We start from the raw sequence: 12978 nt of genomic DNA, 5'->3' as shown, positions 1-12978 counted from the left end.
GGAAATAATTTGTATTTCAAGCAGGAAATTAATCCTTATCGTAAGTGATTGCGACGAGCGCCAACAAAATATTCAATAAATCACCATCGTCTTTATAGGCAAGATAAACACTGTTCCAAGTTGGATGATATTTTTGCTTATAGCTGCGCAAACCAGCAAAACCATAAATTTTATTGCCGTATTGATAAGCTAATTTGACGAGCTTTTCTTTTTTATCAGAATATAATTTGTTGCCGACGTTTGAAAGCGGAGCCGGTCCAAGATCAAAGTAGGCATAATGGTTTTCTTTCGCCCAGTTCATGATCGAGATGAATAGGAAATCCATGGTCCCGTTCGGAGCACTTTTACGGTGGCGCATCAAATCAATCGACAACGTTTGATCCTCTTCCGGGAACAAATTGGCAAATGCTTGAATGACGCCATTCTCATCGTGTATGACAAAAATGGGGGTCAGACGAATATAGCTCTCTTTGAATCCCCCCAGTGAAAACTGCATGTCGCTGCGGCCGTTCAGCCATTCATCGGAAATCTGCCGTATCTCTTCGATAAATCCATCTGAGAACGGAGGCTTAACAACCTCAAAAGTAAAATGTTCTTCATTCATCTTGTTAAACGTATTGCGCAGCGCCCTATTTACCTTTCCAGCTATCGTGAAATTTTCCAATTCGACCAAAGCACTTTCGCCCAACTTTAAAAAATGGAATCCTTCTTCAATAAAATCGGCTATATAATTTTTAGATATTTGGTAAAAGGTGACCAACATGTCTTTTTTTTCAGCCCAAATCAGAAGCTCATCGATAGCGTCCTCGAAATCAGCCGGCTTGCCAATTGGATCACCCAAAACTAAAATATGGTTTTTATATGGACGATAAAGGAATAGAACCGTTCCTGCCTGATTATAAAATACGTTTTTATCATTCATATAATATAAATGGCTGTATTCACTCGCTTGATAATTTTTCATGAAAGAGCTGAATTTTTCGTCATCCTCAGCTGTGTTGTCATGAAATACGTGATATTTGCGATTCGTGAATTGGATCAAAATACCGATAACTACGGCAACCAAAGCCATTAAAACAACGTCAACCCAGTGCGTCTGCAAGTAAGCCAGTGAGTAACGATGCGATCCAGAAAAAAAGGCAATGCGATGGCTATGATTATAGATGCCGACATAGCCTGCCAATAAAGCCATACCCGTACAAAATATGGCAGCCACCGATTTGAACTTCAACGGGATATTTGGATTTTGAAAATTGCCATGCGTCAAAAGCAATCCAATTGTGATAACCAGCATAAAAACAGCTTCTTCATAGTCCAATCCTTTCAGCAAACATGTGAATGCAGCCAGAATCAGGATTACAGTCGTAACATGGTGGACCTTTTTTACACGCAGACGGATTCCCCGCGATAAGATGATCAGCAAAATGCCTAGGCTTAAGGTTATTCTGGTTGAAATAATGATGACAATCTTCGGGAAAATATGCTGCAAAATATGCATCCGTGTCAAAATCCCGGGCGTCGCTACCGACATGAGCAAGACGAGGCCGCTTAAAAAGACGCCGGCCGCAAGTATGTCAGAAAGAATTTTTGAAAAATTAGCATCCCCTGTTTCTTCAAAAAAATTCCCCATATATTCCGCACAAAGCAAAAGGAATCCAATCAACCACGGCACGAGAGTGTACACAATCCGGCAGATCAATAGACTGAGCAACAGGTTCGGCGTCTGAAATCCCATTAATTGAAACAATAAAAGGCAAGTTCCTTCAAAAGTTCCAAATCCTCCAGGTACCATGCTGAGTACACCTACAATTGTGCCGATGACGTAAACCAAGATACCGACAGACCAACTTACTTCAGGTTGATAAATTTTCACGGTATACGTAAAGAACAAAGCCGCCACCAGCCATTCTATTGTCGACCACACTACTAACTTAAATTTCACAGGCAAATCAAAATAAGCCAACGGCGAATTCTCATTTTTAAATGACTTAATTGGCAATTTATCTCCAAACAGGAAAAAGGGAATAACCAGAAAAAGCAAACATAATATTGGAATATAAACATATTGGCGAACCTGTACAAGCCCACCGATAGACGGGACAGCTAATACCAACAACCCCATGAAATCGACCAACACGACTCCCAGGGTAATTTTCCAGGAAGTTTTACTGTCGGTGCCATTTTCTTCATACATTTTTTTCCGAATGGCTCCCCCTGTAATACCGCCGAACCCAATAAAATTATTAAAGGATTGCGAAATCCAACCAATCTTAAACAACTCTTGTTTTGGAATTTTCAATTTGAAATAGTTTGCAAAAATAAAATCGTAGCAAGTCACAAAAGCGAACGCAACTAATCCAGCAACCGTTATTTCTAATTTTTTGCTGAAGCTTAACCCTGCCGCTAAACTTTGCAGATTTTCAATTTTTATATCTTTCGTTTCTGAATAGATGACATAACTAGCCAGAATAATCATCAAAATCATGAAACCGTATTGAAAAAAACGCTTATATTTTTCCACAAAACCCATTATTTTCCGCACATACTCACCTCGTTTACTTGATAAAAAGCATACAATGTTATTCCATAACACCATTTTAGTTATCTGACCATCCCATAATTTCTAAAGGCTATACTTCATAAGAATACACAAAATTTTTGTTATGTGCTTGGGAACAGCTTATTTTTACAAAAATAGATTTCAAATTTAAAAAGCATTGATTTTTAATTTCAGCGGAAATAATCAATGCTTCATATACTTATTATGGGAACCTTCATGTTGACTTATTGCAATAATACATTTATCGACGACATACTTTATGGGTACACTTTTCCTGGAAAGTCTTATCCGACTCCAAAATTGTTGTCGCAGAGTCATGTTTTAGTTGGTAGGTACTCTTTTACTTTTGATGGCTGTAATAAATACAGGTATTAATGAGACAGCCACAATCCCTAAAACAACAACAGAGAAATGAGCAGCAACGAATGGTATGTTCCCAAAGAAGAATCCGGCAAGTGTCCCTACAGCGACCCAGCAAATTCCGCCAATGGCATTGAACATCGCGAAATGAGAATAACGCATGCTGCTGGCGCCCGCAGTAAACGGAATGAATGTCCGTATGAACGGAATGAAACGGCCAAGGAAAATCGTGCTGCCACCATGGGTATTAAAAAACTCTTCCGCTTTCTCCAGCTTCTCTTGGTTGATTAATTTTGACAAACGCGGGTACTTCACTAATTGATGGCCGATTTTTTTCCCGATTTCATAGTTCAGAGAGTCGCCCAAAATAGCCCCCAGCACCGTGACAAGCATGAGGATCGGCAAACTTAGTTTTGAACCATGCAAGGCAGTCATTGCACCTGCGGCAAACAACAATGAATCTCCTGGCAAGAACGGAAAAATCACTACACCTGTTTCAATAAAGACAATCAGGAATAAAAGGACATAAGTCCATGAACCGAACTGGTTGACCATCAAAACCAAATTTTGATCAATATGTAAAATAAAACTGATTACGCCCATAATAATATCCATAAAAACCTCCCATAATTAATTTTAATACTGATGCTGTATGATTCGATTCCTTATAGGATTTCCGAAAAAATTACAGCGTGAAGAAGTGCCTGTCACAGGCAAACGCCTGCTTATCTATGTACCAACTATAAAATAAAGTTCTAAATATGTCATGCACAAATTCTAAACAGTTTATAAATTCTGCAATCAAAGCTCGCTGACAGGCTTTCCTTAAGCATTACACAGCAATAAAGCGGTGTTGAAATTTATCCGCCGGTTCTCCAACCTATTCTCCAGGGCACTTATGTAATTGCGCGATAAAGAATGAAAAACCAAATTTTTTATCTGGCCTTGCCGCCGATCAGATTTCAATTAGTTCACCTTCATCCTAATGGTAAACTATATCATTCACTCCATCTTATTACCATAATTTATTACCATAATTTTTTTTGAGGATAACCTCTAAAAAAACAAACCCCAAAAGAGGACGATTCTCTTCTAGAGTTTGTGAAGGCGGCTCTCTTATTTCAATAGATAAAATGTCTCATCAATACCGTTTGACAGGGGGCCATCTGTCTATGCTGTATGGATATCATGTATCGTTCAATATTCCGCTCCACCTGTAACTAACGCTGAAGAAAAATCACTTTTCCTTACTTACTCTCTACCGTTGAACTGCCCTGATTTGTTGGTTGGTTTATCTCTAATTCTGACTCCAATATGGTTTGAACACGAGCTATTTCTGAGTCATCCACAAAGTTATACCAAATGCCATCCAGCGTATCATTGGTGCCGCCTAATTGTTCCTGCTGAACATTTTTCAACGCCGCTACATAATTGTTGCTTTGCAGTTTTTTATAATCAGCCATTTGGAAGTTCGTTTCTACATTTGTGGAAAGAGCATCCAAAAGATTTTGATAATTGAATACTGTTTTCGCAGAGATCAGTTTTTTGAGGATAGCTTCAATGACCAAACGTTGCCGTCCTTGCCGTCCTGTATCGCCTTGCGGATCCTCATGACGCATTCTGGAAAAAGCCAAGGCATTTGCACCATCCAGATGAATTGGGCCTTCCGCAAAGGAGTAGCTAGTTGAGGAGCCGTCTTGATTCCAATCACTAAAAGCAAAACTCATTGGACTCACAACATCAATGCCGCCTATTTTATCCACAATCGTCTGAACGCCCGACATATTCACGGTGACATAATAATCAACTGGTATTCCCAAAAGATTTTGGACTGTATTAATTGCCATTTCCGTTCCACCATATGCATAGGCACTATTGATCTTATCATAGTAGGGATAATTGTCTGAATATCCAACAATTTCTGCGTAGGTATCACGCGGGATACTCACTAAAGTAGTCTTCTCCGTATTCGGGTTAATGGTCGCAAGAATCATCGAATCGGTTCGACCTTGTTCTGTTCTGCCCAAGGAACCTGTATCCGTTCCTAATAACAGAATCGAAATCGGATTCTGCTGTCCCAAATCTACCGAACTGTCACGCAAGTTATCCGTGCTTACCGAATTATAGATGGAATCAGCTGCACTATTAACATCGGAATAAACTTTGCCCAAATAAGCAGCTATTCCAACTATGCCAAGCAGCAGAACGGATAAAACGATTTTGAGGACTCTTTTATTTTTTTTGCTTTTATTTTTTTGGCTTCTGTTAGTTTCATTCATATTTGCAATTCCTCTTTCTGACTAATTGAAATCCTTGCTTCTCATCCCACGTAGCGTTGCATAAGCAAAACTCATTTTTAACGGTATAGAGTATCTTTCAAATAAATAAGCACCCCATTGGGCCTGGTCTCATAAACTTACATAAATACGTTCATTGCCTATGTCAGTTTGTGCTGTATATTTTATGTGCAGCGCAAATAGCGTTCAAAATATACCATATATAATTTTGTTTATCAATTCCCAAATAAAAATTATATGTGTCCATATACCATTGGAAAAAGTTTCTCTATTTTGCAAAGTGATGAATAGGATTACTTTATTGAAAGCAGTAAATACATATTAAAAAGACTATTTGTTTTTATTAGACAACAATGGAATAATAGAGAATATACCACTTGATGAGTGCATTCAAGTCAGTCAGGCATTCGAATGCATGAGTGGGATATCCGTTTCTGAAACGGATCAGCAAATAAAAATTTAACTATTCAGCCAATTGATTGGCGAATAGGATAAGGAGGGAAAACTTATGGAATATTTACGAAAATCAAAGTTAATGTACTGGACGGTTTGGCTTCTAGCGGCGGCCACTTTAATTTTTGTTTCAACAAAAATTAGTTTCATTTTCCAGCCTATCAGTACATTCGTCTCGACATTATTTACGCCACTGATCATTGCTGGCTTTTTGTATTATTTATTGAATCCCGCCGTCACTCTGCTGGGAAAGATGAATATCAAAAGAATTTATGGAATTCTCATCGTTTTCGTATTGCTTATTGGGGTATTGGTTTTTCTTGGCATATCCGTTTTTCCGACGTTGTTTAACCAAATAGGTCAATTGATCAACGATATACCTAATTTTGTCAATCAACTGCAAAAATATTCGGCACAGCTCCTTGCTCAATCTTGGCTTAAGGGCATTGATGTACAAGCGACCTTGAATAAAATGAATTTGTCGATTGGAAATATCGTGAATTCTCTTATTTCAGGAGTCACTGGGAGTCTCGGGAAACTTATAGGAACTGTAGCAAATGCCACTATAGTCATTTTTACGGTACCCATCATACTATTCTACATATTCAAAGACGGAGAGAACTTTCGGCCGTCTGTCGCTAAATTCTTGCCAAAAGAATACCGCGAACAAATGATTGAATTGTTAGGCCAAATGAATAACACTATCGCTTCTTATATCAGTGGACAATCTTTGGTCTGTCTTTTCGTAGGTGTGTTCACTTTCTTGGGCTATTTGATCATCGGTATGCCTTATGGATTGCTGCTGGGGTTAGTGGCTGGCGTAACCAATATCATTCCTTATCTGGGGCCATATATTGGGGCGGCTCCTGCTGTAATCATCGCGCTGACGATTTCTCCAACAAAAGCACTATTGGTTATCACTGTCGTACTGATGGTTCAGCAAATTGACGGAAATTTTATTTCGCCGAATGTAATCGGAAAGACACTAGCAATCCATCCGTTAACCATTGTTGTCATTTTGCTTGTTGCCGGTAATCTGGCGGGGGTATTGGGGATGGTTTTAGGTGTTCCGACATATGCTGTTACAAAAACGGTAATCATCTATATCCGATATGCAGTGATGCTCCGGAAAAAACATGAACAGCCAACAAAGGAAAAACAGTTCTAAACAACAATACGCGCTGCAAAACCACAGAAAAATATCCTGTATTCCCATTTTTTTGAGGATACAGGATGTTTTTTTGTTGTTGACTGCATTCAGAGACTCAAATTTTTTTGGGGACGATATCTTTCCTTTATTTGTGTCGGTTGCGTATGGCATAGATACTTTTTCTATTCATAATGTTCTGAGTTGTTTGCCCAAAACAACAGCTCCCCAAGTGGATAGAAAAATCTTATTGAAAGTTTAAGCTTTGCTTTGAAAAAACACTATCTATGTTATAAGCTGCCCTATATAATGGAGCACAGATAAGTAAGAAGGAGCCATAACATGGAAATGACACCAACATCAAGCACGCAAACACTTGAATCAAAAATAAGTAAAAACAGTAAAATTATCGTCAATGTAGTCAAAGTCATCTCGGTCATTACTACTGTCGCTCTAATTTATGTATGCCTCAAATATAATCTATTGACGTCTAAGACAGCCATGGAACATTTTATTGGACAATTTGGAATGTTAGGGCCAGTCATATTGATCGCATATATGGCGATTCAAGTCGTTATCCCATTCTTGCCAAGTAATATCTGGATGGCAAGCGGAATGTTAATGTATGGGTCATTCTTTGGTTTTATTTACAACTATATCGGCATTACTATTGGGTCGATTGCCGTTTTCTTCATCTCAAAAAAATTTGGTCCTCATATAATGAATGCATTGTTCAGCGAAAACGCACAGGCCAAGTATCAGAAACTGACAAACAATCCCAAGTTCGATTTATTGTTTGGTCTGCTGATTCTATCTCCGGTTACACCGTCCGCTTATCTATGCTACTTAGCAGGTATAACTAAAATAACGGCTCGAAAATATATTTTAGTTATTATACTCTGCAAAATTCCTTCGTTGCTCGCATACACCTATGGCCTGCAACTAGTAAGCACGTTGCTGTTATCCTTTTTCAAATGAATTACCCCTACTTCCCTAATCCTTACGGCGCTTAACGGTTGAAGTCTTGACGCCTAGTTTTAATGCGAAGCCAACAAGCTTAATGCTGTTTGGCTATTTTTACAGAAAAAGGGTGCTGATGAAATTTTATTCATCAACACCCTTTATTATTGAACCGACTTTGGACATGCGTTATTCGAAATGGTTATTCAGAGTCTGCTTCAACAATCAGTTCCCCGTTCTCTGTATCCTGTTCATAATTTTTGAAGAAGTCCCAGATCAGTGCAGCTTCGGGTTTGTAATTCCAGTGCGCCAAATCTTTGACAGCCACTAATTTCATCATGACGCCCTTCTCATTCGATGCTGTCCTTGAGAGCATTTGCTTATTCCCCAAGGTTGACCATTGTTGGTCATCCAACGCCACACCGGGGGATGATACAGCAGCAACTGCTGCGAATACATGCGGATGTTTTATTCCGAGAAGCGTCGCTTTTGAGCCGCCGGCGGACAGCCCGGTAATATAGATCTTTGAAGGATCGATCTGCGGATATTTCTCCTTCAGATCCTCGATCAAATTCATGATACCCTATTCGCCAAGGCCCTCAGGCCACCCGCCCGTATCTCCCTGTAATCTCGGATCGTTTGCAAATCCATGGAGCGTCACGATAAGGGGAGGGGGACACCCCGCCGGAAAATCTGGTCTCATCTGGTTGCTCTCTTTCCCGGCGAAGCACTCCTCGCCGGGTTATTTGTCCCTTCGCCTAAAAAAAGAAACCCTGAATGAAAGAGTTTCTTCTTGAGCTATGGCATACATCTGCCTTACTTATTCTAATTATTGTTCTCGTTCTTTTTTATGCACTTTCTTGCCTACTGCAGCCAAGAAGATCGTGAATTCATCTTCGCCATCCAAATGCAGCAGTTCATCCACCATCTCTTGATCGTATATGCCCAATGCGCAAGTGCCAGCATCGATCGATTCGCTCGTCAGGTAAAGATTCTCCACGACCGCGCCGATGTCGATCAGGATCTTTTTGTGCGCGGTGATGTCGTATTTCCATTCCGAACGGTAAGGGATGCAGCTCCATGAGAAGATGACCGATGCCCGCTTCGCGAAATTTGGGACGAACGGCTGATCGAGCGTCATTTTGTCGACCTGTTCATCGATATCGTTGACTTCGCTCAAATACAACAGTTTGTGGCAATCCGCCAAATAACGATATACACCCTTTTTTAAGCCATCCACGTTGAGGATGAACAGATACGTCTCAAAGGAATGCGTTCCACCGCTGCACGGAACCGTGCGGAAAGTGATGCCGGATCTGTTGGTTCCAGTGATTGCCTGCGTGCACCACAACAGATAGGATAATTCATCCAAAGATAGTGCATCCTTCGCATAATGGCGGACGCTTCTTCTTTCCTTGATGATTTCATAGATGTTTTCCTTTTTCACTACATCGCCAGTGACTTCCGGCAAATCCACGATAACCGCATCAGCGGCATAGCTCTTTACATTCGACGGCTGCGGAATGCCTTTTTGTTTATCGGTCTCTATCTTGTTGAACGTCTTGAAATCGGATTTCAAAAAATTACGTTGTTCTTCATATCTAGCCATTTTTCATCCCTCCAAATATACTCTATTTTACCACTGCAGTTGCATATATGCAGTATCAAAAAATGGCAAATTAGATTTGCGAAATAAACGCTTCCCTAACTTGCCATTCTCTATTTTTATGGGGCGGCTGAGAAAAACATCATCTCAATACTTATGGCTGCATTCTATAAGTATTTCGCCAACAGATGAGCGATGCCGTCTACGTTATTGGATAAGGTGATTTCATTTGCGCTCTCTTTCAGAGAATCGATTGCATTCCCCATCGCAACGCCGATTCCTGCGTATGCGATGATCGACGTATCATTCTCTCCGTCACCGAAAGAAATGACATTTTCCGGTTTGATTCCTAAAGGCTGCAGGGATTTATCCAGAGCATAGGCTTTATCGATGCCTTTATCGGCGAACTCAAAATAGAACGGCGCAGAGAAAAACCCATTGACGCGACCTTCAAACGGCCGCATGATTTCTTTCCAATTTTGCGATAAGTAGTCCGGTTCACCCGCGATCAATATCTTATACAAGGGGAAATCGACGAATGCAGCAAGATTGTCCACTTCGCACAATTTGAAATTGCCGCTTCTGGATTCATATTCGATGATATTCTTCAATCCGTGCGGTGGCGCGGTGATCATGCAATCATACACATTGTTCACGTACATGTAATCGTTGTTCGCAATCATCGGTTTGACTTCGAAATTCTCCAAATGCGCCAGAATTTCCTTGCCCACTTCGTGGGATATACTTTGGCTGAACAATGTCTCAGTCGTAGAGCAATCCGTCACACAAGCCCCATTATTGGAAAGAAGCAAACCATGATGTTGCTCCATATTGAGTTCCTTTGAAAACTTCAGCATTGCTGCTAATGGCCTTCCGGAGGCTAGCACGATTTTCACGCCAGATTCTTGTGCTCTTAGTAAGGAGTCCTTGGTTTTTTCGCTGATTTCTTTTTGATCATTCAATAAGGTACCATCGATATCCAAAACAATTGCCTTTATATCCATTCCATTCACCCCGTGATTTATTTAAATTGTGATCTCGATCCGGTTCCCTTCCGGATCGCCGATGACGGATTCGTAATAGCCATCGCCGGTCACTCTGCACGGGCTCAATAAGGGATAACCCTCTTTCGCCAACAGCTCCGTCAATGCGTCTACACAATCTTTGCTTCCGACTGAAACAGCCAAATGCGCAAAGCCTAATCTTTCTTTGTTATGAGTGCCTTCGTTGACATCCTCACGATGCATGATTTCCAGTCTGGCACCATCTGCGAAGGATAAGAAATAGGACTGAAATCCCGTTTTTTGATTGTGGTAAAACTCTCCTGCTGTGGCTTTGAAGTAATCACAGTAGAATTCCTTCATTTTCTCTAAGTCCACCGTCCATAAGCCGATATGTTCTATTTTCATCTGTTCACCCTCCTGATAATGTCAGTATAACGTGAATGGAAAAAATTAAAATGTAAAATAAGCATGTTGAAAAAAATTTATCCGTTAGATGTTCCCTTCAATAATAATCATGGAAATATTTTTTCAGCACTTTAGTTGCATTCGCAACCATTCGTGGTAAAATAGATTCATCTCGTCAAGATAGAATCTATTTTAGAAAGCAAGTTGATCAGTTCTTTTGCTTCAGAACTCGTTAGATTTTGAAGGGCGTTCTTTACATAGCTCTCCTCAAGCTTGGCTAGTTCAGGATATACTTCTTTCCCTTTTTTGGTAGCATATAACCGTTTGAATTTTCGGTTCGTTGCGTCAGCAATTTTGTTGATGTAACCCAATTGCTCCAACTTTTTGATTGATCGGCTAAGCGTCGTTTTATCAACTCTGGCTTCCTCGACAAGATCTGATTGGGAAAGACCCTCCTTCTCAACAATCCTCATAAGATAGATAAAAAGATTGTTGTCTAAACCAAAATGCACTACTTGCTGATTCATTTCAGTAGTCGCTTGACGAGAAATGGAACCAATCGACCGGAATAGATTTGTATGATTCATATGACTTTCTCCTGTATACTATAGTTGTATTTACAACCATAGTATACACCAATAATAATTAAGAGGTGTAAATAAATGTGGCAAATAAAGAAATTAAGTGATCTGTACAGCAATGAATTTTATGAAATTTTGAAATTACGAATAGATACTTTCGTTGTTGAACAACAGAGAATCTATCACGAGTTAGATACAAACGACAAGATCGCTTTCCATATTTTCTTTCAAGATGAGAGCACCGGATTAGTTGAAGCATATGCCAGGGTTTTCAAAACTGGCAATCATGTAACGTTTGGCAGAGTCGTCGTTTCTAAAGAGTCACGAGGCACAGGGCTCGGCGACCGTTTAGTCGAAGAAATCATCAAAGTCTGCAAAGAAGAATGGCCCAATGCCGAAGTTATGATCGAATCTCAGCAACAAGTCATCGATTTTTACAGAAAACACGGTTTCGTCCAAGTTGGGGATATTTTTGAATTCGAAGGGACGCCCCATGTCGAAATGAAATTACAAAAATAGATACAAGCGAAAGAAAGTCATTTCTGTGGTGTGTTATTCCCATTATTAAGCCTGCAACGATAATACGATGCGGGCTTTTTACAATTAATCATATATATTTACTCACACATTCTCTCCCGCAGTATGGTACTTTTAATTCATTAAGAACGCACATTGGAGGCAAGCCTCATGAACATCGAAAAAATCAAATACTACCTTGACCTGGTAGACTGCCGCAGTTTTACGGAGACGGCTAAGATGAACTACGTGTCGCAGACGACCATCAGCCAGACCATCGCTTCGCTGGAAGATACCTTCCAGATTCAATTGATCAACCGCAAGAAGACACCGATTGAGCCGACGGAGGCCGGCCTGCTTTTCTACGATGAAGCACTGATCCTGTGGAAACAATACCAAAGCATGCAAAAAAAGATGCGCAATTTCCAAGCGCATCGACAGGAAACGGTGACGATCGAATATTCTGCGATGACCGATATCCAGACGCTCCTGAACGTCACCCCTTCCTTTAAGGAAAAGAATCCGCACCTTGAGCTGAATCTGACGAAAGTCCTCTTGAAGAATATTTCCGAATATCTTACGAAAGGCATCTATGATGTGGCGATTGCCTTCGACTCCGAATTTCAAGATAAGAAGGAAATCACGACAATCCCGTTATATGCCGGGAAATATCAGGCGGTTGTAGGTGCTGGGCACCCTCTCTTCGATAAAGAGGCGGTAACTCTTGCGGAACTGTACCAATACCCGCTTGTTATGCTGGATCCCTCTGTCATTGGAGCATCGTACAACTTAATGCAGCAGCATGCCCAAAAAGACGGCTATCAACCGCATATCGCCAAGACCGTGGATGATGTCGAGACGGAGCTGTTCGCCATCAGGACTGAAAAACTGATCGGGTTCTTCCCCGATAATTATAATCTGACTTATCCGGCCAGCGAGATCCGCATGATTCCGATTGAAGGATCCTTCCATACTTTCCAAATCGAGCTGGGTTATCTGTCGACGAATGCCAATACGGCCATCCGTTCACTCATCCACTCGATCAAAGAGAAACATTCGATTTCCGAATAGCCCATTCGATTTTCGCGT

The 12978-nt window shown here is 40.5% G+C and carries 12 protein-coding genes; 4 read left to right on the top strand and 8 right to left on the bottom strand.

Annotated features, from left to right (window positions below; genetic code table 11):
• Positions 1-28: 28 nt before the first annotated feature.
• From mprF to BM101_RS00585, 3 genes are all read right to left on the bottom strand, one after another.
• Positions 29-2542, bottom strand: a complete 2514-nt coding sequence (gene mprF, locus BM101_RS00595) for a bifunctional lysylphosphatidylglycerol flippase/synthetase MprF (protein WP_177194300.1) — start codon at positions 2540-2542, stop codon at positions 29-31.
• 339 nt (positions 2543-2881) lie between these two features.
• Positions 2882-3523, bottom strand: coding sequence for a VTT domain-containing protein (locus BM101_RS00590; RefSeq protein ID WP_218149855.1), 642 nt, complete (start codon positions 3521-3523; stop codon positions 2882-2884).
• Between the two features lie 644 nt (positions 3524-4167).
• Positions 4168-5199: an LCP family glycopolymer transferase gene (locus BM101_RS00585; protein ID WP_087031305.1), complete on the bottom strand. Its 1032-nt coding sequence runs from the start codon at positions 5197-5199 to the stop codon at positions 4168-4170.
• 526 nt (positions 5200-5725) lie between these two features.
• On the opposite strand from BM101_RS00585, the gene BM101_RS00580 reads away from it, so the two are divergent.
• Together BM101_RS00580 and BM101_RS00575 are read left to right on the top strand one after the other, a co-directional pair.
• Complete coding sequence (locus tag BM101_RS00580) at positions 5726-6838, top strand: AI-2E family transporter (protein WP_087031302.1); 1113 nt, start codon at positions 5726-5728, stop codon at positions 6836-6838.
• Between the two features lie 321 nt (positions 6839-7159).
• Entirely contained in the window at positions 7160-7795 is a 636-nt protein-coding gene (locus tag BM101_RS00575; protein WP_087031299.1) for a TVP38/TMEM64 family protein, read from the top strand.
• Positions 7796-7979: 184 nt separating this feature from the next.
• On the opposite strand, the gene BM101_RS00570 is transcribed toward BM101_RS00575, so the two are convergent.
• From BM101_RS00570 to BM101_RS00550, 5 genes are all read right to left on the bottom strand, one after another.
• The gene (locus tag BM101_RS00570; protein ID WP_218149842.1) at positions 7980-8354 is read right to left on the bottom strand and encodes a prolyl oligopeptidase family serine peptidase; all 375 of its coding nucleotides are present in this window, start codon (positions 8352-8354) and stop codon (positions 7980-7982) included.
• A 252-nt stretch (positions 8355-8606) separates the two neighbouring features.
• Entirely contained in the window at positions 8607-9386 is a 780-nt protein-coding gene (locus tag BM101_RS00565) for a SagB/ThcOx family dehydrogenase (protein ID WP_087031296.1), read from the bottom strand.
• 164 nt (positions 9387-9550) lie between these two features.
• Positions 9551-10387, bottom strand: coding sequence for a Cof-type HAD-IIB family hydrolase (locus tag BM101_RS00560; RefSeq protein WP_087031293.1), 837 nt, complete (start codon positions 10385-10387; stop codon positions 9551-9553).
• Between the two features lie 21 nt (positions 10388-10408).
• Positions 10409-10792, bottom strand: coding sequence for a VOC family protein (locus tag BM101_RS00555; RefSeq protein ID WP_087031290.1), 384 nt, complete (start codon positions 10790-10792; stop codon positions 10409-10411).
• Between the two features lie 167 nt (positions 10793-10959).
• Positions 10960-11379 carry a MarR family winged helix-turn-helix transcriptional regulator gene (locus BM101_RS00550; protein WP_087031287.1) on the bottom strand — a complete coding sequence of 140 codons (420 nt, stop codon included), beginning with the start codon at positions 11377-11379 and terminating at the stop codon, positions 10960-10962.
• Positions 11380-11454: 75 nt separating this feature from the next.
• Between BM101_RS00550 and BM101_RS00545 the strand changes: the two genes are divergently transcribed.
• The gene (locus tag BM101_RS00545) at positions 11455-11892 is read left to right on the top strand and encodes a GNAT family N-acetyltransferase (RefSeq protein ID WP_087031284.1); all 438 of its coding nucleotides are present in this window, start codon (positions 11455-11457) and stop codon (positions 11890-11892) included.
• A gap of 168 nt (positions 11893-12060) precedes the next feature.
• Positions 12061-12960: a LysR family transcriptional regulator gene (locus BM101_RS00540; protein ID WP_087031281.1), complete on the top strand. Its 900-nt coding sequence runs from the start codon at positions 12061-12063 to the stop codon at positions 12958-12960.
• The last annotated feature ends 18 nt before the right edge of the window (positions 12961-12978 follow it).

Origin of the sequence: Trichococcus palustris, from assembly GCF_900114465.1 — a bacterium.
In the GTDB taxonomy this organism is placed as follows: domain Bacteria; phylum Bacillota; class Bacilli; order Lactobacillales; family Aerococcaceae; genus Trichococcus; species Trichococcus palustris.
Note: the sequence above shows the minus strand (reverse complement) of the source record. Positions and strands in the feature narration are given on the sequence as shown.